The organism is Rhizobium sp. 01N48 (assembly GCF_056399145.1).
Genome location: NZ_JBFTQT010000003.1, coordinates 441,401 through 466,083 on the forward strand (window position 1 = coordinate 441,401; position 24,683 = coordinate 466,083).

Consider the following 24,683-nt stretch of genomic DNA (forward strand, 5'->3'; position numbering starts at 1 on the left):
AATGAAGGATTGGGAGGACTGACATGACCGACGACGAGCTGGAGCGATTTGCAGCGCAGGGAGCGGAGGCCTTGCCTGACGGTGACGACGGCGTGGCCACGCATGATGGCGCCGATATATGGTACAGCGCCTATGGCTCCGGGCCGGCTGTGATCCTGCTGCATGGCGGGCTCGGGAATAGCGGCAACTGGGGCTATCAGGTGCCGGCGCTGTTGCGCTCCGGCCGGCGCGTGGTGGTGATCGACAGCCGCGGGCATGGCCGCAGCACGCGGGACGGCAAGCCCTACACTTACGAACTGATGGCGTCCGACGTGCTTGCGGTGATGGATCATCTCGAGATCGAAAAGGCGGCGCTTGTGGGCTGGAGCGATGGGGCTTGCACGGCGCTCATTCTCGCAGACAAGCACCCTCAACGCGTCGACGGCGTGTTCTTCTTCGCCTGCAGCATGGATCCATCTGGCGTAAAGCCCTTCATGCCGACGCCTGTGATCGACCGCTGCTTCAGCCGGCATCGGATGGACTACGAGGCGCTGTCGCCGACGCCCGATCAGTTCGACCGCTTCGTCGAGGATGTGAGCCTGATGATGTCGACCGAGCCGAATTATTCGGCCGCCGATCTGAACCGCATCCGTGTGCCGGTGGCGGTGGTGCTCGGTGACAGGGACGAGTTCATCAAGCCGGAGCATGCCGCGCATCTGGTGGGCAGCATTCCCGGCGCGACCTCCGTTTCGATGGAAGGCGTCAGCCACTTTGCGCCGCTGCAGCGGCCCGATGAGTTCAATCGGACCGTGCTTGGCTTTCTCGATCAATTGCCCTGAGGCTTAGAGGCCGATCTCGTTGGCCCATGGCGGGTTGGCGCCGGCGCGGGAGACCGTGACGGCGGCGGCCTTGGCGCCGAGCGAGAGGGCGTTCTGCAGCGCCTTTTCATCGAGCGAGGCGACCTGCGGCTTGGTGAGCAGGCCATCCATCTTCAGCGAGGCGAGAACGCCGGCATCGAACGTGTCGCCGGCGCCGACAGTGTCGACAACGGTCACGCGCTGGCTAGGGACGGTGACTTTGCGTTCGCTTGTGTAGCCCGTCGCGCCCTCGGCGCCCTTGGTGATGACGACGAGCTTGGCGCCGTGCTGCAGCCAGTGGGCGGCGAGATCGTCATGACTGCCTTCCATGCCAAACCACTCCAGGTCCTCGTCGGAGAACTTCAGAATATCGGACTTGGCGGCCATGCGCTTGATGCGCGCCATGTGAGCCTGCTTGTCCTTGATGAAGCCGGGGCGGATGTTCGGGTCGAGCGAGATGACGCGCTTGGCCGCCTCGCGGTCGAGCAGCGCCTCGTAGGTTTCGCCACAGGGGCTGGGGATCAGGCTGATGGCGCCGAAGTGCAGCGCCTCGCAATCGTCGCCGAGGACAGGCAGGTCGTCGGTGGTGATCATGCGGCCGGCGGTGCCTTCGTCATAAAAGGCGTAGGTTGCCTGGCCGTTGACCAGCTTGACGAAGGCGAGTGTCGAAGGGCGCTGCGCGATGGCGCAGAGGCTGAAGTCGACATTGCTCGCCTTCAGCGTATCGCAGAGGATTTCGCCCATCATGTCGTCGGCGAGACCGGTGAAGAAAGACGTCTGGATGCCCAGGCGCCCGAGCGCGATCGCCGTGTTGAAGATGGCGCCGCCGGCATAGGGCGCGAAGCCCTTTTCGCCGAGCGTCGTCTCCCGCGGCAGCATGTCGATCAACGCTTCTCCACAGCACAAAATCATGTCCGTCTCCCAAGGGCATTACGATCTGTCGATGCCCAACTGGATTAGATAACTTCGTGGCAAAAGCAAAGCGCCGTGAGCAATTATTCACTCAAAGTGATGAAATACCACCGTTGCGGCCGGACCATGCCAGCGGCGCATCGAGGAAGGATTCCACCTCGTTCAAAGTGTTCTGATCGAACAGCTGCTGCTCCTTGGCGACAGCCAGAACATCGCGCCAGGTGGCGATGTAGTGCAGCTTGACCTTGCCATCGGCAAAGCGCAGCGCGCCCTCGTCGAAGATGCCGTAATAGAAGAGCGCGATGCCATGATCGACAACACCACCGGCGTCGCGCACCGCATCGATGAACTTGAACATGCTGCCGCCGGCCGTCGTCAGGTCCTCGATGACCAGAACGCGCGAACCCTCAGGCATGTTGCCCTCGATCTGGGCGTTGCGGCCGTGGCCCTTCGGCTGCTTGCGGACATAGATCATCGGCAGGCTGAGGCGATCGGCAAGGAGCGCCGCGAAGGGAATGCCCGCCGTTTCGCCGCCGGCGATGCAGTCGAACTTCTCGAAGCCCGCTTCACGCAGCACGACGCTGGCGGCGAAATCCATCACTGTCGAGCGGATGCGCGGGAAGGAGAGAAGCTTGCGGCAGTCGATATAGACGGGGCTCGCCATGCCGGAGGCGAACTTGTAGGGCTGGGTGGCATTGAAGTGAACGGCCTTGATCTCCCAGAGCATCTTGGCCACCAGTTCGGCCATGACTTTGCGGTCGGTGAATGTTGCCTGGATCATCGTTCTCTCCTTGCCTCGATCTTGTGCTCAAACTTATGGGCCAATAGCAGCAAGTGGGGCAAGTTTCCAGAACGCGAGCGGCTCAAACGCAAGAATGGCATTTGCACGCGCTTACGTTGCCGTTGGCGCCGCTTCTCGCTCTGTTAATTTCGTTGTGTCAGGATGCGGTGATTCACCAAAAGCGTGAGGCGCGCCGGGCCGCAAAAACCCTTGATGGTATTTCTTTTGCGGACAACTTAAATTTCCACAACCCATTCATAATTTTAGACATTCGTCATACGTATTGTTCGGCAGGCACTTGCACGGTCCCTAATGCCCGGCGGCCCCAAAGACATTCAAATTTGAATGATTTCGTTAACAACGGAGTGAAACTTCCCGCGCCATTTTCCCAGCGCCCAAAGACACCATGAAGGAGTCCAGAATGCGCCTCACGAGGTTCACACCGCTTCAGCAGTTCAACCAATCGCTGACCCTCAAGATCTTCTCCATTTGCTTCGTCTCGACGCACGTGCCGCTTCTGGCGCTCGTCGTCTATCTGGTCACCGGTTTTCGGAGCGAGGCGACGCCTGTGCTTATCCTGGTGCTGGGAGCGACGCTGATCGGCACCGCCTTTTGCCTGGCGTGCGTCTGGGCGTTCATCCGGCCGCTGCACCAGATCGCCGGCGTGGTCGAGACCTACCGTTCCACCGGCGTCGTCAAGTCGGTGCGCAGCAAGCGCAAGGACGAGGTCGGCATCGTCACCAACGGGATCTCGATCCTGATCAAGGAACTCGATGCGACGCTGGCGCAATTGCGCCGCCAGGCGACGACAGACGTTCTGACCGGTCTCGGCAACCGCCGCTGGCTGAAGGATATCGGGGCGCTGGAGATTGCTCGCGCCGCACGTGAGCGCACGCCGATCTCCGTCGTGGTCTTCGATCTCGATCACTTCAAGTCGATCAACGACCAGTTCGGTCACGATGTCGGCGACCAGGTGCTGGTCATGGCCGGCGCCACGATCCAGCACAATCTGCGGCCCTATGACATCGCGGCGCGCATCGGCGGCGAGGAATTCTGCCTGGTCTTGCCGCGCACGGATATCGATGCCGCGGTCAACATCGCCAACAGGCTGCGCATGCAGTTCGAAAGCAAGGCCGTCGGCCCGCTGACGGCCAAGCGCGTGACGGCAAGCTTCGGCGTCTATCGTGGCGATCCCGCCAGCGAAACGCTGAAATCCATGCTGACGGCGGCGGACCGGGAGCTTTATGCCGCCAAGAACGGAGGTCGCAACATGGTTCGCTCGGCGGTCTCCTTGTCGATCAGGGACGCGAAGATCCGTGCCTGATCACTCCGCTACCAATTCGCCGATATCGGCGGGCAGCATCTTCTTGTAGAGCGCAATTGCTGCCCGTCCCTCATCCTCGCTCAACGCGGCGGCATATCTGACCGCCGCTGCCAGCAGCTGCATCACGAGCCTGGCGAGCGCGAGCAGCGCGGGCTTGCGGCGATCCGGATAGACCTGCTCCAGCACCGCCAGCAACGCCTGCGCGTGAAACTCCATATCGTCGGCGTCGATTTCCTGCAGCAGCCGATCCGCCTGGGTGGCGAACCATATGTCGCGCATGACGGGCTCGCTGCGAAAGAACGCGTGGTACTCGTCGGCGATCCGGCACAGCGCCAAGCGCAGCGTGGCGGCATCCGTTGCCTCCACCAGCGCCGCGACCACGCAGGCGCGGCCCTCCTCGTTGAAGCGCTCGGCCAGCGTTGCGAAGATCGAGCTCCTATCCGGGAAATATTGGTAGAGCGCGCCGAAGGAGAGATCGGCCTTTTCGACGATCTCGCTCATCTTCAGCGCATCGCTCCCCTTTGCCTCGATCAGCTGCGTGGCCACGGCCAATATCTTCTCGAAGCGCTCGCGGCCTCTCTGCTGACGGGGGATGCGCCGGGGCTGCCTTGTGGCGCCCACCTTTGTTCGCGATCCCACAGCCGCTTCGTCCGCCATCTAACGCTCCATTCCGGTTGACAGGAGAAATAAGAGAGTTTATCTCATTTTGCAAATGAGAGAGTTTCTCTGTTATTGACTTTTGGCTTACGGGCCAAAATGGGAGGTCATCGGCATGGCAATCATTCTCGTATTGTCGCTTGTCGCCGCCGCGATCGGCAGCGGGCTCGTCGCCGGCACATTCTTCGCGTTCTCGACTTTCGTGATGCCGGCGTTTTCGCGCATCCCGACGGAACAGGGGATCGCCGCGATGAACTCCATCAACGTCACGATCCTGCGCTCGCCCTTCATGATGCTCTTCGTGCCGACGGCCATTCTCTGCCTGTTGATCGGTGTGCTCGCGGTGGTGAGCTGGCGGGAGGGGGCGAGCCTCTGGATGCTCGCCGGCGCCATCATCTACATCGTTGCCTCCTTCGCCTCGACGATCATCTTCAACGTGCCGATGAACGATGCGCTGGGGCAGGTTTCAGGCAACGGCCCCGAGGCATCGGCGCTGTGGCAGGACTACGTCCGCGACTGGACGTGGTGGAACCATGTGAGGACCGTGGCCTCGCTTCTGGCATCGGCCGCGTTCGTGCGGGCACTGATGCTGATCTGATCGCGAAATCGGCGGCTGTATCGCTAATGCGCCAATGGTTTCAGATGTTTGCGCTTGCTTAGCGGCGCGGCGGCGATATCGTGCGGGACATGGAACATATCGAAGTCTTCCGCCGTCTCGGCGTGGCGCTTGCCATCGGTCTGCTCGTCGGCGTCGAGCGGGGCTGGACCGAGCGCGACGTGCGCGTCGGCGGGCGCACCGCCGGGCTTCGGACGTTCGGCCTCACCGGCTTCCTAGGCGGCATTGTCGGCACGCTGCAGCCGCTGACCGGCCCGTTTTTCCCGGCCACGATCGCGGTGCTTCTCGGCGTCGTCTATATCGCCGGCAAATGGCAGGAGGCCATCGAGGACAAGGATTACGGCATCACCTCGATCATCGCCGCCCTTTGCGTCTTCGCGCTCGGCATGCTCGCCGCGCTCGGCGATCTCATCACGGCGGGAGCAGGCGCGGTCGTGGTGACAGTCGTGCTCGCGGCCCGCACCAGCCTTCACGGCTTCCTGCAGGGGCTGACCTGGGTGGAGCTCCGCTCGGCGCTGATGCTGCTCGCGATGACCGTGATCGCGCTGCCGCTGCTGCCCGACAAGCCGCTCGATCCCTGGGGCGCGCTCAATCCCTATGCGCTCTGGCTTCTGACGATTACCATCGCGGCACTCTCCTTCGCCGGCTATGTGGCGATCCGGCTCATGGGATCGAGCCGCGGGATCCTGCTTGCGGGTGCGGCCGGCGGGCTTGTCTCGTCCACCGCGCTGACACTCTCCTTCGCCCGCTATTCGATGGAAGCGCCGCAAGGGGCGCGGCATCTGGCGGCGGGTGCGGCGATTGCCGGCGCGCTTTCCTTCGCGCGCGTTCTCGTCATTGCGAGCGCCCTGTCGCTCAGCATGCTGGCGCCGCTCTCGTCGGCGCTCGTGCCCGCCATCATCGGCTTCCTGGCGACCAGCCTGTTTCTCGCATGGCGTTCCGGGTCGAGCACGCAGGCGCCGGAGATCGGGCTCACCAATCCGTTCGAACTGAAGACGGTGATTTCCTTTGCGCTGCTGCTTGGCCTGATCAGCCTCGTCTCGAAGATGGCGACCGAATATGTCGGCGCCTCGGCGCTCTATGTCGTCGCTGCCATCTCGGGTCTTGTCGATGTCGATGCGATCACGCTCTCCACCGTGCGCCTCGTCGGCTCGGCGATCAGCGCCACGACGGCGGCCGATGTCACGCTGATTGCCGTGTTCGTCAATATGGTCACCAAGGTCGCGCTGGCCTTCACCGCGGGGCGCCGCGAATATGCCGTGACACTCGGCCTCGCCTCGGCGGTCGCCATCCTCTTCGGCGCGATCGGCTATCTTTCGACGCGCGGGATTTGGGCCGTCTGAGGCGGCAGGCTTGCCCAGCACACCGCCTCAGACCCTGCCGGCCTTTATCCGTCGTTGCGCTCGCAGAACGTAACGCGATTGTTGAAGGGATCGATGACCTCCATCTCCAATCCCCATGGCGCTTCCTGAAGCCCCGGCTTCATGTAACGATAATCCTTGGCCGTGAGCTCCGCTTGATAGGCGCGAACGCCTTTCACGGGAACGAAGGCCCTGGCGCCGGGGCTGGCGTCTCCCGAGTGCTCGCTGAGGTGCAGGATCATGCCGCTTCGCGAAACCTGGCAGTAGAGCGGGAAATGCTCGCCGAAGCGGTGCTCCCAATCGAGCTCAAACCCCAGAAAGCCGCAGTAGAACTCCTTGGCCTTGTCGACGTCGAAGATGCGGAAGATCGGGATCGGCGGCTCTATGCCGACCGCGGGCGGCGATGCCGTTGTCTGTTCCAGTTTCGCAGACAGGATGTTCCATTGTTCGAAGCCGAACTGGCGGGCGACGATCTCCAGCGTATCGCTGTGAGAAAGATCGACATCGCGGTCGGCAAGTGCCTGGCGCAACGCCTTGGCCATCAGTTTCGCATCGCGAAAATCACGCATGGTGCATTCCCTTCGTTGGCGGCGAACAGGACGATCAGTGCCCGCGTCTGCTGACCCGTTCGCCATCAATCGCCAAACGGCAAGGGATGTGAAGGATATGCGTGGATGCATTCACCATCGTGCTTTCGCACCGCGGGGCGGCTGGCTGCATCGGCCAACCCGACCATACGAGGGGAACCGCCGACGATCAAGAGGCGGTGCGGGCCGTGTCCGTGGGAACTGCCTGCAGGTGGCTCGCAAGCTCGACGCGGTTGCGGCCGGCGCGCTTGGCCGCGTAGAGCGCCTTGTCGGCAGCGGTCAACATGGCGTCGAATGGCAGCGGCTTGGTGCGGCCGGAAGCGACGCCGACGCTGACGGTGCATTTGCAGACCTGGCCGTCGATGTCGAGCTCGCGTCCCTCGAAGGCCTTGCGTATGCGCTCGGCGACGACCTCGGCACGGCCGGGCATGACCTGGTGCAGAACCATCGCGAACTCTTCGCCGCCGAGACGGGCAACTGTGTCGCTCAGCCGGCAAGTCGCGGTCAATTCGGCCGCGAAGACCTTGAGCACGCGATCGCCGACGTCGTGACCGAAACTGTCGTTGATCGATTTGAAGTGGTCGATGTCGAAGACCAACACAGCCGTGGTCGGGCCCATGACGCCGGCGCCGTGGCGATCGAACAGGGCACGGCGATTGAGCAGGCCGGTCAGCGGATCGGTAGCCGCGTCGATGCGGTGGAGGGCGGCCATGCGCCATTGGTGCAGGGCAAGCGACAGCGCGCCGATGCCGGTCATGCTGGCGATGCAGACAGCGAGGCTCAAATCTTCAGACCAGTTGTTGGGTGCAGCACCCAGGACAAGCTTGCCCTGATAGATCAGCACGGCAGCGCAGAGGACGAAGGAAAAGCCTGTCAGGCAATAGAGGCTGGTGATGCCGGTCAGCGGGACGATCGCTTCGGCACGGGCGCGCCAATACTGGTAGGCCGTGGCGAAGAGGAAGGAGGCGATGGCGATATTGTCGATGATGAAGGACAGGCCGTCATAGCCGAGCAACATCGGCAATGAGGTCGCCACCACCGCCACGGCGCCGAAGGCAGCAACGCGCGCGTGCGGCAATGTTCCTGTCCGGAACTGGCATCCCGCGCCCCAGACGGTCGCGAAACCGGGAAAGAGCAGCGCGAAGCAGACAGTGCCGACGAGCGCGTTCGGCTTATCGACATAGATGCCATAGGCAAAGATGCCGCTGACGATCAGAATAAGGCCGACCCCGCAGGCCAGCAGAAATGTTTCGGTCCGGCGGGCAATCCAGCTCGCCAGCAAAGTAATGGCGAGACAAGTCGCCGAGACCGCCAACGCGGTCAGCAATGAATTATAGTCAAGCGTCATGCTTTGAGCTCCGCGGCTTCTGCCACGCTTTCGCTTTAAGAAAATGGAATTCGCCCGACAACGAATGTGTTATCAATTTCGTTAATAAAACATGTATTTAAAGCTTAGATGTTAGCGCAGTAACATATYTCGATAGATGCGTGTCCTTCTTCCAGTAAAAAATTAGGGGTTTACGAGTGCTATCAGCGCTCGACATCCCAATGAAGCGGGAACATGGGGTCGAATACCGTGACGGGACCGGCGCCGGTCTCGATCTTGGCAGGAAACGACACGGGCTCGGCGCGCTTCACAAGCGTTATTACTTCCTCGTTTATCGGAAGGCCATACCAGGCCGGGCCGTTCAGCGAGGCGAAGGCTTCCAGCTTGTCGAGAGCATTGTCCTGCTCGAAGACATGGGCAAGGCAGCTCATCGTGTTGATCGAAGTGTAGATGCCGGCGCAACCACAGCCGCATTCCTTCAGCGGATCGACATGCGGCGCGGAATCTGTGCCCAGAAAGAAGCGGGCGTCGCCGCTGGTGGCTGCCTGGCGCAGCGCGACACGATGGTGTTCGCGCTTGGCGACCGGCAGGCAGTAATAGTGCGGGCGAATGCCGCCGACGAGGATGGCGTTGCGGTTGATGATCAGGTGATGGGTGGTGATCGAGCCGGCGAGATTGCGCTCGGCAGACTTGATGTAATCGATGCCGTCCTTGGTGGTGACGTGTTCCATCGTCACCTTCAGCTCCGGCAGGCGCTTGCGCAACGGATCGAGTACGGTTTCGATGAAGACGGCTTCGCGATCGAAGATATCGACATCCGATGTCGTGACTTCACCATGGACGCAAAGCGGGAGGCCGATCTTGGCCATGCGCTCAAGCACCGGCATGGCCTTGTCGATATCGCGTACGCCGCCATGAGAATTGGTGGTGGCGCCGGCCGGGTAGAGCTTGACGGCGGTGATCAGGCCGCTGGCCTTGCCTTTCTCCACATCATCGGGATCGGTGTGCTCCGTGAGATAGAGCGTCATCAACGGCTCGAAGCGGTCGCCTTTCGGCAAGGCGGCCATGATGCGGCCGCGATAGGCCTCGGCATCCGCTGTCGTGACGACCGGCGGCACGAGGTTCGGCATGATGATGGCGCGGGCGAAGTCGCGGCTTGAATCGGCAATCACGCCTTCCAGCATGGCGCCATCACGCAGGTGAAGATGCCAATCATCGGGGCGGCGGATGGTGATCGATTGCATGACTTAAACTCCGGCAAGGCTGCGCTTTAGGGCTCAGCCTTGGGAATTACATCCAAGCATGGGGGATGGCAAATGGTTTGCCCGCCGCCACCGGGCAATTGCGATCAGGCGATCTCGAGGGTGACGTCGGCGCGGCGGCGATTGCCAAGAATGAGGCGACCGTTCGGAAGGTCGTTCTCATAGACCTTGCGCGCCGATTCCTCCTCGCTCAGCTTGTAGCCGCGCCAGCGCGCCCACAGCCGCTCCTCCAGCACCTCGATCGGCGGGGCGAGCATGATCGAATAATCGAACACGCCTTCGAGTTCCGCCCACTTGCCGAGGCTGAAAAGCAGGTAGTTGCCCTCGACGATGATGAAACGATGCTCCGGGCCGATGGGACGCGCCGAGGCGATGGCAAGCTCACGCGAGCGATCGAACACCGGCACGAGCACTTCCTGATCGGCCAGGCGAACGGCGCGGATGATATCGAGGAAGCCGCGCACGTCGAAGGTCTCGGGGATGCCCTTGCGGGCAAGCTGGCCGCGCTCGATCAGGATGGCATTATCCATGTGGAAGCCATCCATCGGCAGCACCGCCGCCGTTTCGCCGCCGGCGCGCAAGGCGTCGGCGATGTGGTCTGCCATGGTGGATTTGCCGGCGCCGGGCGGGCCGGCGATGGCGATCAGAAAGCGCTTCGCGTCGCCGGCGCGGGCAAGAACCTCGCCGGCGATATCCTCGATCGTCATCGTCATGCGGCAACAGGCTCCGTAGGAACAGACTTGGCGCCGGTCATGAAGGCGACGGCGTCCGACATTGTGTATTCCTTCGGATTGATCACCGTCAAGCGACGCCCGAGGCGGTGGATGTGGATGCGATCCGCCACCTCGAAGACATGCGGCATGTTGTGCGAGATCAGCACGATCGGGATGCCGCGCGAGCGGACGTCGAGGATGAGTTCCAGCACGCGACGGCTTTCCTTGACGCCCAGGGCCGCCGTTGGTTCGTCGAGGATGATGACCTTGGAGCCAAAAGCCGCCGCGCGGGCAACAGCCACGCCCTGGCGCTGACCGCCGGAAAGCGTCTCGACCGCCTGGTTAATGTTCTGAATGGTCATCAGGCCAAGCTCGGTGAGCTTCTGCCGCGCCATCTTTTCCATCGCCGAATGATCGAGCTTGCGCATGACCTTGCCCATGAAGCCCGGTTTGCGGATTTCGCGGCCGAGGAACATGTTGTCGGCGATCGAGAGCGCCGGCGACAGTGCAAGGTTCTGGTAGACGGTCTCGATGCCGGCCTTTCGGGCTTCAATGGGCGACGAGAAGTGGATCGGCTGGCCCTCCAGCCGGATCTCTCCCTCATCGGGACGCACGGCACCCGAGATCGCTTTGATGAGCGAGGATTTACCGGCGCCGTTGTCGCCGATGACGGCCAGGATTTCGCCCGGATAGAGATCGAAGTCGGCATGGTCGAGGGCGGTGACGCGGCCGTAGCGCTTGACGAGACCACGCGCCATGAGAAGGGGTTCGGTAGCCATCAGCCTGCTGCCTTTCTGATCCACTGATCGATTCCAACGGCGGCGATGATGAGCACGCCGATCAAGAGATAGGTCCACTGCACGTCGGTGCCGAGGAGGCGCAGGCCGAGCGAGAAGACGCCGACGATGAGCGCGCCGAACATCATGCCAAGGATGGAACCACGGCCGCCGAAGAGCGAGATGCCGCCGATCACCACCGCGGTGATGCTTTCGATGTTGGCGAACTGGCCGGCGGTGGGCGATACCGAGCCGATGCGGCCGATGAGGGCCCAGCCGGCGAGCGCGCAGATGAGGCCCGAGAGAACATAGGTAGAGATCAGCATGCGCCTTACGTTGACACCGGAGAGGCCCGCTGCCTCCGGATCGTCCCCGACTGCATAGAGATGCCGGCCCCAGGCGGTGTGGTTCAGCACATACCAGAGAACCGCCACGAGCAGGACCATGGCGATGACGCCATAGGTAAAGACCGCGCCGCCGATGCGGAAGGTATCGCCGAAAATCTGAAGAAGCGGCGCCGTGGTCTCGATTTCCTGCGCGCGGATGGTCTCGTTGGCGGAATAGAGGAAGTTCGTCGCGAGAACGATCTGCCACATGCCGAGCGTGACGATGAAGGGCGGCAGCTTCATGCGGGCGACAAGCCAGCCGTTGATGAAACCGCAGAGCGCGCCGACGGCGAAGCCGCAGAGGATGGCGAGTTCGACCGGAAGGCCGTAACGGAAGACGAACTGGCCCATGACGACAGACGACAGCACCATGATAGCGCCGACCGAGAGATCGATGCCCGCCGTCATGATGACCAACGACTGCGCCGCGCCGACGATGCCCGTGATCGCCACCTGCTGCAGGATAAGCGTCAGGGAGAAGGCGGAGAAGAACTTGGTGCCCAAGAGGACGCCGAAGATGACCAGCGACAGCACGAGCACGATCAGCGATACCGCCGATGGGCTCGAATGCAAAAAATGCCGGAACCTTTGAAGGAAGCTCTTGTCGTCCGTGTCGAAGGAAGCGACATCGGTCGAACTTTCCTTGAGGACTTTTTCGTAATCGTGATGCGGTGCGGCTGTTGTCGGCTCGCTCATGGAAATCCTCCGCGTGGCCCCACTCCCGAAGGGCATCCCGCCGATGCAGGCGAGACGTGGGTAGGCTGCACTCAATTCGGTGCGCTGTCAAAGATGAGCAGGGTGCGGGGACGCGCTTCGCGCATCCCCGCTTTCGTTATCAGGCGGTCAGGGCATTAGCCCCAGCACTTGCCAAGGCCTTCCTTGGTGTCGATCGACTTGACGCCGGAGACGGGCTTGTCGGTGACCAGCGTCACGCCGGTATCGAAAAAGTTTTTGCCGTCGGTTGGCTTCGGCTTTTCCCCGCTGTCGGCGAACTTCTTGATCGCCTCGATGCCGAGCGCTGCCATCTGCAGCGGATACTGCTGCGAGGTGGCACCGATGACGCCATCAGCGACGTTCTTGACACCAGGGCAACCGCCGTCGACGGAGACGATGAGCACGTCCTTCTCGCGACCGACAGCCTTCAGCGCTTCATAGGCGCCGGCTGCAGCCGGTTCGTTGATGGTGTGGACGACGTTGATGGTCGGATCCTTCTGGAGAAGGTTTTCCATCGCGGTACGGCCGCCTTCTTCGTTGCCGTTGGTGATGTCGTGGCCGACGATGCGCTTGTCATCCTCGTCGCCGATCTTGTTCGGGTCCTTCGGGTCGATGCCGAAGCCCATCATGAAGCCCTGGTCGCGGAGCACGTCGACCGACGGCTGCGATGGCGTCAGGTCGAGGAAGGCAACCTTGGCATCCGCGGCCTTGTCGCCCAGCGTTTCCTTGGCCCACTGGCCGATCAGCTTGCCGGCGAGCAGGTTGTCGGTGGCAAAGGTCATGTCGGCGCTATCGATCGGCTCCAGCGGTGTATCGAGCGCGATGACGAGCAGGCCGGCGTCGCGGGCCTTCTTGACGTTCGGCACGATGCCCTTGGTGTCGGAAGCGGCAATCAGGATACCCTTGGCGCCATCGGCGATGCAGGTCTCGATCGCGGCCACCTGGCTTTCAGAGTCACCATCGATCTTGCCGGCATAGGACTTCAGGTTGACGCCGAGTTCCTTGGCCTTTGCGGTCGCGCCTTCCTTCATCTTGACGAAGAAGGGGTTGGTGTCGGTCTTGGTGATCAGGCAGGCGGAAACGTCCGCGGCCTTTGCAGGCGCCGAGAAGGCGACGCCGAGGGCCAGCGCGGCGAGCGCTGCGGAAAGCACTGATTTCTTCATTTACTCCTCCCAGAGTGTAGCCGGACCGCCCCATGGCTGGCCGGAATTTTAAAGCACGAACGCCGCCTTCGAATACCGCCGATGGCTTCCTCCAAGCCGTTTCGTGCTGTTTACGACGCTAATTAAGGGCGAAAGAATTTGGCTTGTCAATAAATAAATCCAATTGAATTATTAATTCCTTGTGGCATGCTCGGCGAAAATAACGCATAGGCCGATCAAGGGAGGAATGGCCAATGTCGTCGATGAGAGGTCCGGTTCACTTGCCGGCCCAGCTGCCTGGCGTCAGTCCGGCAGGCGGCGCGAACCAGGTTCGGGTTCGCGCTTACAATGAAAGATTGGTGCTTTCGCTGGTGCGCCTGCATGGCGCCCAATCGAAGGCGGATATCGCACGCCGCACGGGCCTTTCGGCGCAAACCGTGTCGGTGATCATGYGCGTGCTGGAAAAGGAAGGGCTGCTTTCGCGCGGCGAGCCGATCCGCGGACGCGTGGGCCAACCCTCGGTTCCGATGCGGCTCAATCCCGATGCCGTCTATTCCTTCGGCGTGAAGATGGGACGACGCAGCGCCGATCTGGTGCTGATGGATTTCGTCGGCAAGATCCGCATGCAGCTGCATGTCACCTACGCCTACCCCTTGCCCGACCTGTTTCTCGACTTCATCGTATCCGGCATACAGGAGCTGGAAAGCCGGCTGAGCGACGACGAGCGCAGCCGGATCGCCGGTGTGGGCATCGCGGCACCTTTTGAGCTATGGAACTGGGAAGAAGAAGTGGGCTCGCCCAAAGGCGCGATGGATGTCTGGCGCGATTACGACCTGCATGCCGAGGTGGCGGCAAGCCTCCCCTACCCCGTCTATCTGCAGAACGATGCGACCAGCGCCTGTGGCGCGGAACTCGTTTTCGGCATCGGCCCGCAACATCCCGATTTCGTCTATTTCTTCATCGGCTCCTTCATCGGCGGCGGCATCGTTCTGAACTCGGCGATCTTTTCCGGCCGCACGGGGACCGCCGGCGCCATCGGCCCCCTGCCGGTGCGCGGCAAGAACGGCGAGACGCTGCAGTTGCTCGAGGTCGCCTCGATCTTCGTGCTCGAAAACATGCTGCGCGAACGCGGCGTCGATCCGGAACCGCTCTGGTATTCGGCCGACGACTGGATCGACTTCGGCGAGCCGCTGGAATTGTGGATACAGGACACCGCCAAGGCGCTGGCGCAGGGCATCGTCGCGGCCGCCTCGATCATCGATTTCAGCGCCGCCGTCATCGATGGCGGCTTTCCGGCCTGGGTTCGCGAGCGGATCGTGCAGGCGACGATTTACGAAGCGGACAGGCTCGACCTGCAGGGCGTCGTCATGCCCGATATCATCGAGGGCGCGGTGGGGGCGCATGCGCGCGCCATCGGCGGCGCCAGCCTGCCGATTTTCGCCCGCTATCTCACGGACCAGAACGTGCTCTTCAAGGAGGTGGAGAATGCTGAAGGGACTTAACCCGATCCTGAGCCCCGAGTTGCTCTCGACGCTGCGCGCCATGGGCCATGGCGACGAGATCGCCATCGTCGACGGCAATTATCCCGGCCTCGAGGACGCGCGGCGGCTGATCCGGCTCGATGGGCACGGCATCATTCCCGTGCTCGACGCCGTGTTGAGCGTGCTGCCGATCGACGAGTTCGTGCCGGAGGCGATCTTCCGCGCCACCGTAAAAGGCGAGCGCGACAAGCTCGACCCTGTTCATGAGGAGATGATCGACTGCTGCGCGCATTACGAGCCGCACCGGCAGGTCGTGCCGCTGGTGGGGCCCGATTTCTACAACAGGGTGAAGGCGGCGCATGCGCTGATCCAGACCAGCGAGCCGCGCCTCTACGGCAACATCATCCTGCGCAAGGGCGTGATCCATCCGGGCAAGCCGGGCGACAAGGGCAAGGCCCAGGTCGACCCGTTTCCCTACTGAGGGATCCGCCGGCGATCAGATCTCGCCGGCGAGCGGTCCCCAGACATCCGTCAGCGCGAAGCCGCCGGGGTGCGGATCGAAGGGATCGAGCGCCACCTGCGACAGCCCGAAGGTGAAGCCGCGGCCCGTGATCGTCGGGATGACGGCCGGGCGGCCGGCAACGGTGGTCTCGGCCAGAAGCCCGACCTCGAATTCGGAATCGATGATCGAGCGTGACTTGAAGACATCGCCGACCTTCGCCTTGCCGCGCGCATGCAGCGTCGCGAGATTGGCGGAATTGCCGGTGCCGCAGGGCGAACGATCGGCGCGGCCCGGCCACATGGTGGTGCAGGTGCGCACCGTGCCATCGGCTTCGAGATCGCGGAACATGACATAGGCGACGCCCGAGATCGCCGGGATTTCCGGATGCACGACCTCGATCTCGCGGTTGATCTTTTCCTTGATCACCATGCCGGCGCTGACAAGGGCGGCCGCATTGGACTTGGCGATCGTCAGACCGATCTGGCCGACATCGACAAGCGCATAGAAGATGCCGCCGTAGCAGAGGTCGAGCTTGATCGTACCCCACTGCTCGGTCTCCAGCGAGACATCGAGCTCGTGCACGAAAGACGGCACCATTGTCAGTTTGACCTTCTCGCAGCGGCCATCGCGGCAGGTGGCGGTCGCCTTGACGAGGCCGGCCGCCGTTTCCAGCGTGACCACGGTTTCCGGCTCGTGCATCTCGACGATGCCGGATTCAAGCATCGCCGTGGTGACGCAGATCGAGTTCGAGCCGGAGCTTGCATGCGCCTGATCGGGCTGCAGGATGATGAAGGCGGCGTCGGCATCCGGATGCTTGGGCGGCAGCAGCAGATTGACGGAGCCGATCGGCGCGCCGCGCGGCTCCAGGCAGAGGAAGCGGCGGAGCTCCTGGCCCTTCGGATCGGTGTTCAGCCAGTGCAACTGCTCGGCAACGGTGTTGCCCGGGATTTTCGGAACGCCGCCGATCGCGACCTTTCCGATCTCACCTTCGGCGTGGACATCCAGAAGCTGGATCGTGCGCTTCCATCTCATCGGCGTCTCCCATCATCCGCCGGCAGGGCGACCTCGTCACCGCCGGCACTCTGTTATGTCTCAATAGCGGTTAACACGGAACGGCGTCATGTCGACTGCGGATTTCACCCCTGTCACCATATCCGCGATCAGTTGCGCGGTGGTGGCCGAATAGGTGAGGCCGAGATGGCCGTGACCGGTCGCGTAGCAGACGCCCTGCATTTTCGAAGAGGGCGAGATGATCGGGATCGTATCGGGCAGCGACGGACGATGACCCATCCACTCTGTCGCGTCCTTGACCTGAAGGCCCGGGACGGCTCGCTGCGCATGGCGCACGAGGACGCGAGCGCGGCGGAAATCGGGCGCGGCATCGAGCCCCGCCAGCTCGACATTGCCGCCGATGCGGATACCGCCCGCCGTCGGCGTGATCATGAAGGCACGATGCGGCCATATCACCGAATAGCGCATGGAGACGCCGGGCTGCATGATCTGCGTATGATAGCCACGCTCGGTCTCGAGCGGGATCGGCTCGCCGAGCTTTTCCGCCAGGAAGCGCGTGTGCACGCCCGCCGCCAGCACGACGAAATCAGCCGCGATACGCTCGCCGCTTTCGAGCAGCACGACGGAGGTGCCGTCGGCATTCTTTTCAACCGTGCGAACCGCGCCGGACAGGAAGGTGGCGCCGCGTTCGCGGGCGGCGTCCGCCAGCTTGACCACCAGGCGATAGGGATCGCGGATGGTCTTGTTGTCGGGCAGCAGGACCGCCTTGGCGATCGATGGCGAGAGCGAGGGCTCCAGATCGCGGATGGCGGCGCCTTCAAGCACGTCGAAATCGAAGCCGTAGCGGCGCATGAAGTCGATATGGCCGCGATCACCAGCAAATTCCGCCTCGGTCTCATAGATCGCCAGGCAGCCTTCGTCGGTCATCAGATCGGGTGCCGAGATCATATCCAGCATAGCGCGGAAATCGGCGAGAGCGGGGTTCGACAGGCTCATGCCCGCATCCTCGATGTCACGCAGCCGCGAGGGCCTACCGGCCGCGATGAAACGCAGGAACCATGGCGCCATCTTCAACGCATAGGCGGGGCGCAGCCAGACTGGGCCTTCGGGATCGAGCAGCCAGCGGGGGATCTTGCGCCAGGTATTGGGGCCGGAGCCGGCGGCGAAATCGAGCGCGATGCTGGCCATGTTGCCATAAGAGGTGCCGCGCCCGGGCTCGCCCTTGTCGATCAGCGTGACCTGCAGGCCACGGCGCTGCAATTCGAGCGCGATCGCCGCCCCGATGACACCTGCGCCGACAACCGCGACCGTCTGTTTCTTCTCGTTCATCCCTCACCGCCCATTCGCGCGGCGGACCACACCACCGGCCGCACTGTGATATATCAGAACAGGGGCGACTTCCATCTGAATTTTTGCCTTTAGCTGGACGCTGCGCCCTCGCGCGTTCGGCACAGGCGTCGTGAAACTTTCCGAGCGTTGTTTCCGTTTATTGCGGCAGGATATCAACCAAGGACAGCGCCATGAAGGCAGTGCCCAGCATCCTTCTTACGATCGCCCTGCTCTGCCCGTCGCTCGCCTTCGCCGGCGCGCTTGAGGAGGACGCGATACGCCATGACATCATCGGCAGGACCATCTATCTCGCGACGCCGCTCGGCGGCGAGTTGCCGCTGAACTACCACACATCAGGCGTGGTCGATGGCAGCGGCGAGGCGATCGGGCTCGGAAAATTCTTCAAGCCGAACGACCAGGGCAAATGGTGGATCGATTCGAACCGGCTCTGCCAGAAATTCCGGACCTGGTACGACGGCGCGCCGATGTGTTTCGAGCTGGAGACGGCAGGGCCTGGAAAGGTGAAGTGGACGCGCGACAACGGCCAGACGGGCGTGGCGAGAATCGGCAACTGACGTGATCGAAGGTCCAGAATGGAAAAGAGCCCGGTGCGGGAGGAGGTGCACCGGGCTCTTGATCCTGACTGACAACTGGGAGGAGGAGTGTTGTCAGTCCGATGAAGGAGCGCTGGGAGGAGGAGTGCGCTGCCTTCGAGGGGATAGATAGCCCATCGTTTCGATCAGGAATAGGGAGAATACCGCAACGCAGCAATGCACCATGTGCATAACGCGACCGCTTAGATCGTCATTCGCATTCGATTCATGCACATCATTTCATCAAACCTGCCAAGATATAAGCAATTCCAGCCACATGGGGCCGAAGGCGGCGGCCTGTGCCGCCGCCTTCGAGACCGACTCACCACTCGTTGCCGCATGGCATGGAGCCGTCGCCATTGGTGCCGCCGAAGGTGCCCTGGCAATAGGCCTGCCTTTGCATTTGCTGCATTGGGGGCTGGGGCTGCATCGGGCGCTCGCCGATCGAGCCGGTGGTCTGGCGGTCGACGCCGAAGGCGGCATCGGGATACCAGTAGCCGTCATGCAGACGGGTGCCGGGCCGCTCGGTGCGCGAGCCATGATAGCCGTGCCAATAGCCCGGCTGCGTCTGCGCCACCTGGACTACTTGAGCCGGCTGCGCGGACTGATCGACGGGTGCTGCCTGAACAGGCGCCGCAGCCGAGAGTGCGGCGATAACGCCAAGCGACAGGACGGACGGGATGTAACGGGAGATTTTCATGATAAACCCTCCTTCAGGATTCACATGAAGAAAATGCCGTCTCAGCTTGCAAAGTTCCGCGCCTGCACGCGCGCTCCAACAGTCGTGATCACAGGCGATTGCGCGTGATCTCGATTACGCCCTGGGGCGTGATCCCGATTGCGCTTTAGGCGTGATCCCGCCGCTTCTACTGGTCGTAGACGGCGCGGTAGCCCTGGCTGGAGATGCAGGTGACATATTGACGGCGCGCGGCCGCCCTCGCCTGCGCTTCCTCGTTGGCCGGATCGATCGCATAGCGCGACATCTGCGCCCGCGACTCGTATTGCTTGCGCGCCTCATTATACATGACGTTGCCGTCGGCGACGCAGATGTTGTGGGCGATGCCGGGCGGATTGAGCGGCGGGTCGAGTGTGTTGACAGGCGTCAGCATCGGGCCGTTGGCATGATCGACGCAACCGGCCAGGGCCGCCACCGACGCCAGAAACACCATTCCACGAACCATATTGCTCAGCATTCAATCTCTCCGGCCCGCGGCCACGGCATGTCCTGCCTTCAAAAGGCATCTTGCCGAGACAATCGTCTGGCAACATTGTGCCAAGCTAGCGCCGAGCAAGACGCCCATCGCGCAGGTGCCAACATCAAGATGGAGGATCAGACAGTGTCAGCTCTTCAGGACGAACACGCGCAAGACATCCCCTCTCACCCGGAGGAAATGAAATCGGTCTTCGACCTTCGCGTCGGAAAGCACATCACGCTGCAAGGCAGCGCCAGGATCACGCCCGCCGGCGTTATCAGCACCGGGATCGCGGTGGCGGCGATGACGTTTGCCTTAGGGTATCTGATTTCGTCGGCTGGTCGGCGGCGGTAGGACGATTACTCCACAGCTCTCGTCCGCTCAGCGTGACGATCGCGAACGGATGCAAACGCGCTGTCCACGGATATTCCTCTGCTTGGATCGGCCTTCATGGCGTCGTATGACGCAGCAACTTCGCCGCTGAGCCAGTATTCAACGACGGCGTCGCGTTCCCGCCTGCCTGTAAAGATCATGTTCTTCTGCATGTGTGTGTCAGACATAGATCCACCCTTTGCGGACAGCCTCTATAAGCTCAAGCTCGTAGCTATATTCGGCGGCCACGGCAAAGACCTTGATATCGCTGCTGGTCATGCCGATCCCGTGCCGTCGCGAGACATATTCGAAGGTCTCGATCCAATCGAGGCCCGACAAATGCAGCATGGCGATCTCCAGGGTGAAAGGGGCTTCCCGCGTCTTCTTGCGGCGGGCCATCAAGGTTGGAACCCGTGCCGATCGAGCAACGCGCGCTCCTGCGCAAACATGCGGGTGGTGAGTTCCTCGAAATCGATCAGACCGGCGGCCGCAAGCGCATAGCAGGCCGCATCCGACGCACACCGGTCTCGCTCGAATCGATCTCGGAGAGATGCTCCCACATGACGAGCGCGGTTCGTCAGAACGTCAGTGGCTAGCTGCGCGTAGAAATTTGAGTCCATCGGCCTGACCTCGCAACGAATGCGCGGACACACCTGCCCTGTATTCCGTGAGGGAATGCCGGCCTGTGCAACGCTCTGGTGATCGTATGGGTTTCGTACCGGGGAAGTGTCTCACGACTCGCAGAGGATGGGAATCGCGGAGATCGGCTTTAAAAATTTAGACGTGCAGAATTCGACCCTGCTTGAGGTCGCCATGCTAAATTTTCGTGAGAAAAGAGAAGTGGCGCACCCGAAGAGATTCGAACTCCTGACCCCCAGATTCGTAGTCTGGTGCTCTATCCAGCTGAGCTACGGGTGCGTCTGCAGCGGTGTGTCCCGCTGGCGTGAGCGGTTCTCTAAAGGGTCATCTGAATGAATGCAATAGGGTTTGTAAAAAAAGTGACGTCTTTCTTCGCGAGCTGCCGGGATCGCGGGATTGCATCACTTTTCCAAGAGGCTGCGGCCGCGGTAATCGTCCAGTGACACAGGGCGATCGGGGATTTCGATGCGGAACTGCGTGCCGATCGATGGTTTTTCCACAAGCGCAATGGTGCCGCCGTGAGCGAGCACCAGTTCGCGGGCGATGGCGAGACCAAGGCCCGTGCCGCCGGAGCGGGCTGAGCCGCGAAACGCGGTGAAGAGGTTCTGGCGAGCCTTCTGCGGCATGCCGGGGCCGGTGTCGTCGACGGTGATGCTGACGACGCTGCCGATGCGGTGGGCCGACACTGTGATGCGCCGTGCGCCTGCGCCTGCGTTGTTTGACGTCAGCGCCTGCAGGGCGTTGCGGCAGAGATTGTGGATGACGCGGAACAGCTGTTCGTTGTCGGCATCCACTTCGAGATCGGCGTTGATCTGCTCGACGAACTCTACATCGCTCTGCGGATCGATCGCCAGCATGTCCCTGACATCCTCGACCAGCGTCGTCACCCTCACGAGGCGACGGCGGGGCGCCGATTCGCTGGCCTGGCCGTAGGAGAGAACTTCGGTGGTGTAGCCGACGGCGCGGTCGATGGTGCGCAGCAGCTTCGGAGCGAAGCGCTTCACCATGGGATCGTCGACATCGACCAGGCGGTCGGACATCAGCTGCGCGGAGGCGAGGATGTTGCGCATGTCGTGGTTGATCTTGGAGACGGCCAGGCCGAGGGCCGCGAGGTTGCTCTGCTGCTTCAGCGTCTTTTGCAGTTGCAGCTGCATGGCGGTCAGATGGCGGCCGGCAATGCCCAGCTCGTCGCGCCCGCCATCGCCGACGAAGACATGCTGCGGATTTTCAGGATCGGCGGAAAATTGCTGCATGCTGCCCGTCAATCTACGGATCGGCCGGATCAGAATACGGTTGATCGCGAAGAAGACGAGGGTGGCGGTAAAGAGCGAGATCAGGATCGACAGCAGGAAGACGTTGCGGGAATAGAGCAGCATCGCATTGCGCAGATGCTTGTCCTTCATCAGCACCTCGACACCGATATTGGTGTCCTGCACCGGGCCGTAGACGCGGATCATCCGGTCGCCGCCGAAGATCAGCGTGTCGAGCGCATCGCGCATGGCGGTGACGGCAGGCACGCTCGTGAGATCATATTGCTCATCGACGGATGCCGGCATGTCCCAGGTGGCGAGCAGGCGCGAGGTACCGTCCTTGCGCAGCACGATCGCCTTGGTGCCCGTCGCTTCCAGGGTTTGCCGCTGCAGGTCGCGCGGCAATTCCACCGGCTGCAGGCCATCGATGGCTATTGCGGCGGCAGCGGCGGCGTTCAGCCGCTCGTCCAGCCAGCGAAGGCGCATGGAGGCCACCGAGGGAAAGAAAATGAGCACTTCGGCGAGCATGATGCAGATAACGGTAAGCCACAGGAGCTTGCCGGAGATACCGCCAAACATGCTGATGGGCCGGCATGCGGGCCGGGCGGCATCGGTCGCCGTCGAGAGTGCTTCGGGAACAGTTTGGCCTTGATCAGGGGCGGGCATCGCTTCTCGTCCAATCGGCGCCATGCGCCACGGATTCAATCTCTATATTAGACGAAACCGCGTCGCTTTCAAATCTTTGCGAGCGGTGCGACATAATGCCGAAACGCGAACGCCGCCCGAAGGCGGCGCTCTTGTTCAGTTTGCACACCAGGAAATCAGAATTCTTCCCAGCTCTGGTCGACCGCGGCGTTGCCGTTGAAGGCGCGGGCAACGCTGCCGATCGCGCGGCGGGCGGGCGAGGCAACCGGGCGGTGTTCCTCGTAGCGTGCGACGGCCACGGGCGCCGCATGCTGCGCGTTCGACACCTTGAAGCGCGAGATCAGGCGCACGAGGCTGTCTGCTTCCGACGACAGCTTGTGGGTCGCAGCCGAGGTTTCCTCGACCATGGCAGCGTTCTGCTGCGTCACCTGGTCCATCTGGTTGACGGCGGTGTTGACCTCCTTGAGGCCGGTCGACTGCTCCTTGGCGGCCGTGGCGATCGAGTGGATGTGGTCGTTGATGGCGTTGACGCGGCGCTCGATCTGCGAGAGCGCCTCACCGGTTTCCTGCACCAGCTTGACGCCGATCTGCACTTCGCCGCCGGACTTGGTGATCAGGCCCTTGATATCCTTGGCGGCCGTTGCCGAGCGCTGCGCGAGTTCGCGAACTTCCTGGGCAACGACGGCAAAGCCCTTGCCCGCTTCGCCGGCACGCGCTGCCTCGACACCGGCGTTGAGTGCCAGAAGGTTGGTCTGGAAGGCGATCTCGTCGATGACGTTGATGATCTGGCTGATTTCGCGCGAGGCCTGCTCGATGCGGCCCATGGCATCGACGGCGTTGCGAACGACAACGCCCGACTTGCCGGCATCGTCCTTGGCCTCGGAGACCATGACGCTGGCTTCCTGGGCGCGATCGGTGGAGTTGTTGACGACGGCTGTGATCTCGTCGAGCGCCGCGGAGGTTTCCTCAAGCGCAGCCGCCTGCTGTTCGGTGCGCTTGGAGAGGTCGTCGCTGGCGGCGCGCAGCTCGTTGGTGTTGCCGTGGAAGCCCTCGGCGGTCTCGCGCACTTCGCGCATGGTCGATTGCAGCGTGGCGAAGGTGCTGTTGACGTTCTTCTGCAGCTCGGCGAAGGCGCCCTGGAAATTGCCGCGCATGGTCTGCGTCAGATCGCCTTCAGACAGGCTCGCGATAACGCGGCGGGTTTCGCCGACGCCGCCATCGACACCCGACAGCAGCTGGTTGATGTTGCTGGCGAACTGGTTGAGGTTGTCGTCCTGGTAGTCCTTGTCGATCCGGCGCGAGAAATCGCCGGCGGCGGCTGCGGCCACGACGACGGACATGCTGGACTGCAGGTCGTCGCTCTTGGCGCGCATGGCGGCTTCCTGGGCATTCATGCGGCGAACGGCCAGACCATTTTCCTTGAACACCGCCACTGCGGCAGCCATTTCGCCGATCTCGTCGTTGCGGCCGGGGAAAGGAACATCGGTGTCGAAGTTGCCGTCCGCGACATTCTTGATCGCCTCGGTGACCTTCTTGATCGGACGCGAGAGATGGATTGTGCCGACATAAAGGCCCATGCCGATGCCGGCCGCGATGCCGAAGCCGGTGATGCCGAGAACAAGCCAGAGGACCGAGGTGCGGAAGCTTTCGACTTCCTGGTTGACGGCGTCGAGCGTGGCCTTGTCGGTGGCGACGATCGCATCGATCTCCGCCTGGAAGGCCTTGCGGTTGGCGCGGTTGGCGTCGTTGTTGCCCTGCTCGTTGGCCGCCTGCGGGCTGACCTCGGTGCCGAGGCGCGCGGTTTCAGCGCGGAAGGTGCGGAATTCGGCCGAGCGGGCCTTGAGCTTGTTGAACGCATCCATCTGGTTGTCGGGAACCAGCGGCGTCCAGGATGTGATGGTGGCGTCGATCTGGTCGAGTGCTGCGAGCAGACCCTTGGCGAAGCTTGCGGCGTCCTTTGTCGAGGCGGCGCCATAGATGCCCCGCGCTTCCATCACGGTCGCGGTCACGTAGCGGTTCAGGCGCTCGCCGGAATAGGCGCGGCTGGCGGCATCCTCATAGGCGGAGAGATTATTGTTGTAGCGCTGCACCGCCCAGAGAGCGGTCGCGCCGATAACCAGCGCGACACAGGACATGGCGCATACGAGTATGTTGATCTTGCCTCGGATTTTCAAAGGATCCCCCCAATAAGACTAGAGGCCGAAAACTGGATGCCCGGCCGTTAGATCAAATTGCGCTAAAACAATTAATGTTGAATTTCCGATATTTTCGCCG

The 24,683-nt window shown here is 62.4% G+C and carries 25 protein-coding genes and 1 tRNA gene; 8 read left to right on the forward strand and 18 right to left on the reverse strand.

The window, feature by feature from the left end; translation table 11 throughout:
- The first annotated feature begins 23 nt into the window (after positions 1-23).
- Positions 24-818 (forward strand): alpha/beta fold hydrolase, encoded by a 795-nt coding sequence (locus AC1DOG_RS08555; RefSeq protein WP_477927369.1) that lies wholly within the window; start codon positions 24-26, stop codon positions 816-818.
- A gap of 3 nt (positions 819-821) precedes the next feature.
- On the opposite strand, the gene AC1DOG_RS08560 is transcribed toward AC1DOG_RS08555, so the two are convergent.
- Together AC1DOG_RS08560 and AC1DOG_RS08565 are read right to left on the reverse strand one after the other, a co-directional pair.
- Positions 822-1,748: a carbohydrate kinase family protein gene (locus AC1DOG_RS08560; RefSeq protein WP_477927370.1), complete on the reverse strand. Its 927-nt coding sequence runs from the start codon at positions 1,746-1,748 to the stop codon at positions 822-824.
- A 91-nt stretch (positions 1,749-1,839) separates the two neighbouring features.
- Positions 1,840-2,529 (reverse strand): orotate phosphoribosyltransferase, encoded by a 690-nt coding sequence (locus tag AC1DOG_RS08565; protein WP_111561624.1) that lies wholly within the window; start codon positions 2,527-2,529, stop codon positions 1,840-1,842.
- 421 nt (positions 2,530-2,950) lie between these two features.
- Here AC1DOG_RS08565 and AC1DOG_RS08570 point away from each other — a divergent pair, with 421 nt between their 5' ends.
- Positions 2,951-3,853, forward strand: coding sequence for a GGDEF domain-containing protein (locus AC1DOG_RS08570; RefSeq protein WP_477927371.1), 903 nt, complete (start codon positions 2,951-2,953; stop codon positions 3,851-3,853).
- Here AC1DOG_RS08570 and AC1DOG_RS08575 read toward each other — a convergent pair whose 3' ends face one another.
- Positions 3,854-4,510: a TetR/AcrR family transcriptional regulator gene (locus tag AC1DOG_RS08575; RefSeq protein ID WP_477927372.1), complete on the reverse strand. Its 657-nt coding sequence runs from the start codon at positions 4,508-4,510 to the stop codon at positions 3,854-3,856.
- A gap of 115 nt (positions 4,511-4,625) precedes the next feature.
- On the opposite strand from AC1DOG_RS08575, the gene AC1DOG_RS08580 reads away from it, so the two are divergent.
- Entirely contained in the window at positions 4,626-5,108 is a 483-nt protein-coding gene (locus tag AC1DOG_RS08580) for an anthrone oxygenase family protein (RefSeq protein ID WP_477927373.1), read from the forward strand.
- A gap of 89 nt (positions 5,109-5,197) precedes the next feature.
- Complete coding sequence (locus AC1DOG_RS08585) at positions 5,198-6,469, forward strand: MgtC/SapB family protein (protein ID WP_477927374.1); 1,272 nt, start codon at positions 5,198-5,200, stop codon at positions 6,467-6,469.
- Positions 6,470-6,513: 44 nt separating this feature from the next.
- Here AC1DOG_RS08585 and AC1DOG_RS08590 read toward each other — a convergent pair whose 3' ends face one another.
- From AC1DOG_RS08590 to AC1DOG_RS08620, 7 genes are all read right to left on the reverse strand, one after another.
- Positions 6,514-7,056: a glyoxalase superfamily protein gene (locus AC1DOG_RS08590; RefSeq protein ID WP_477927375.1), complete on the reverse strand. Its 543-nt coding sequence runs from the start codon at positions 7,054-7,056 to the stop codon at positions 6,514-6,516.
- Positions 7,057-7,243: 187 nt separating this feature from the next.
- The gene (locus AC1DOG_RS08595) at positions 7,244-8,422 is read right to left on the reverse strand and encodes a GGDEF domain-containing protein (protein WP_477927376.1); all 1,179 of its coding nucleotides are present in this window, start codon (positions 8,420-8,422) and stop codon (positions 7,244-7,246) included.
- Positions 8,423-8,604: 182 nt separating this feature from the next.
- Positions 8,605-9,645 carry a dihydroorotase gene (gene pyrC, locus AC1DOG_RS08600; RefSeq protein ID WP_113196567.1) on the reverse strand — a complete coding sequence of 347 codons (1,041 nt, stop codon included), beginning with the start codon at positions 9,643-9,645 and terminating at the stop codon, positions 8,605-8,607.
- 104 nt (positions 9,646-9,749) lie between these two features.
- Entirely contained in the window at positions 9,750-10,376 is a 627-nt protein-coding gene (locus AC1DOG_RS08605) for a nucleoside triphosphate hydrolase (protein ID WP_111561617.1), read from the reverse strand.
- On the reverse strand, positions 10,373-11,155 hold the full coding sequence (locus AC1DOG_RS08610; RefSeq protein WP_477927377.1) for an ATP-binding cassette domain-containing protein: 783 nt from the start codon (positions 11,153-11,155) through the stop codon (positions 10,373-10,375). Before AC1DOG_RS08610 ends, AC1DOG_RS08605 begins: the two co-directional genes overlap by 4 nt.
- Positions 11,155-12,234, reverse strand: a complete 1,080-nt coding sequence (locus tag AC1DOG_RS08615) for an ABC transporter permease (RefSeq protein WP_113196569.1) — start codon at positions 12,232-12,234, stop codon at positions 11,155-11,157. The genes AC1DOG_RS08610 and AC1DOG_RS08615 overlap by 1 nt, the downstream gene beginning before the upstream one ends.
- Positions 12,235-12,389: 155 nt before the next feature.
- The gene (locus AC1DOG_RS08620) at positions 12,390-13,415 is read right to left on the reverse strand and encodes a sugar ABC transporter substrate-binding protein (protein ID WP_112940984.1); all 1,026 of its coding nucleotides are present in this window, start codon (positions 13,413-13,415) and stop codon (positions 12,390-12,392) included.
- A 233-nt stretch (positions 13,416-13,648) separates the two neighbouring features.
- On the opposite strand from AC1DOG_RS08620, the gene AC1DOG_RS08625 reads away from it, so the two are divergent.
- Both AC1DOG_RS08625 and AC1DOG_RS08630 read left to right on the forward strand, forming a co-directional pair.
- Positions 13,649-14,896: an ROK family transcriptional regulator gene (locus AC1DOG_RS08625; protein ID WP_477927378.1), complete on the forward strand. Its 1,248-nt coding sequence runs from the start codon at positions 13,649-13,651 to the stop codon at positions 14,894-14,896.
- The gene (locus tag AC1DOG_RS08630) at positions 14,880-15,356 is read left to right on the forward strand and encodes an RbsD/FucU family protein (RefSeq protein ID WP_477927379.1); all 477 of its coding nucleotides are present in this window, start codon (positions 14,880-14,882) and stop codon (positions 15,354-15,356) included. Before AC1DOG_RS08625 ends, AC1DOG_RS08630 begins: the two co-directional genes overlap by 17 nt.
- Positions 15,357-15,371: 15 nt before the next feature.
- Here AC1DOG_RS08630 and AC1DOG_RS08635 read toward each other — a convergent pair whose 3' ends face one another.
- Positions 15,372-16,409, reverse strand: a complete 1,038-nt coding sequence (locus AC1DOG_RS08635; RefSeq protein ID WP_477927380.1) for a 4-hydroxyproline epimerase — start codon at positions 16,407-16,409, stop codon at positions 15,372-15,374.
- Between the two features lie 60 nt (positions 16,410-16,469).
- Complete coding sequence (locus tag AC1DOG_RS08640; RefSeq protein ID WP_477927381.1) at positions 16,470-17,717, reverse strand: NAD(P)/FAD-dependent oxidoreductase; 1,248 nt, start codon at positions 17,715-17,717, stop codon at positions 16,470-16,472.
- 191 nt (positions 17,718-17,908) lie between these two features.
- On the opposite strand from AC1DOG_RS08640, the gene AC1DOG_RS08645 reads away from it, so the two are divergent.
- On the forward strand, positions 17,909-18,292 hold the full coding sequence (locus tag AC1DOG_RS08645; protein WP_018898255.1) for a hypothetical protein: 384 nt from the start codon (positions 17,909-17,911) through the stop codon (positions 18,290-18,292).
- Positions 18,293-18,632: 340 nt separating this feature from the next.
- Here the strand turns inward: AC1DOG_RS08645 and AC1DOG_RS08650 are convergent, their stop codons facing one another.
- Both AC1DOG_RS08650 and AC1DOG_RS08655 read right to left on the reverse strand, forming a co-directional pair.
- A complete protein-coding gene (locus tag AC1DOG_RS08650) occupies positions 18,633-19,010 on the reverse strand; it encodes a surface protein (protein WP_477927382.1) in 378 nt (125 codons plus the stop codon).
- Between the two features lie 166 nt (positions 19,011-19,176).
- Entirely contained in the window at positions 19,177-19,503 is a 327-nt protein-coding gene (locus AC1DOG_RS08655) for a hypothetical protein (protein WP_477927383.1), read from the reverse strand.
- A 129-nt stretch (positions 19,504-19,632) separates the two neighbouring features.
- On the opposite strand from AC1DOG_RS08655, the gene AC1DOG_RS08660 reads away from it, so the two are divergent.
- Positions 19,633-19,857: a hypothetical protein gene (locus tag AC1DOG_RS08660; RefSeq protein WP_477927384.1), complete on the forward strand. Its 225-nt coding sequence runs from the start codon at positions 19,633-19,635 to the stop codon at positions 19,855-19,857.
- A 198-nt stretch (positions 19,858-20,055) separates the two neighbouring features.
- On the opposite strand, the gene AC1DOG_RS08665 is transcribed toward AC1DOG_RS08660, so the two are convergent.
- The 4 genes from AC1DOG_RS08665 to AC1DOG_RS08680 form a co-directional block, all read right to left on the reverse strand.
- Positions 20,056-20,223, reverse strand: coding sequence for a hypothetical protein (locus AC1DOG_RS08665; protein ID WP_018898251.1), 168 nt, complete (start codon positions 20,221-20,223; stop codon positions 20,056-20,058).
- Positions 20,224-20,716: 493 nt separating this feature from the next.
- Positions 20,717-20,793, reverse strand: a tRNA-Arg gene (locus AC1DOG_RS08670).
- A gap of 122 nt (positions 20,794-20,915) precedes the next feature.
- Complete coding sequence (locus AC1DOG_RS08675) at positions 20,916-22,430, reverse strand: ATP-binding protein (RefSeq protein WP_477927385.1); 1,515 nt, start codon at positions 22,428-22,430, stop codon at positions 20,916-20,918.
- Between the two features lie 155 nt (positions 22,431-22,585).
- A complete protein-coding gene (locus tag AC1DOG_RS08680; protein ID WP_413392500.1) occupies positions 22,586-24,583 on the reverse strand; it encodes a methyl-accepting chemotaxis protein in 1,998 nt (665 codons plus the stop codon).
- Positions 24,584-24,683 lie beyond the last annotated feature (100 nt).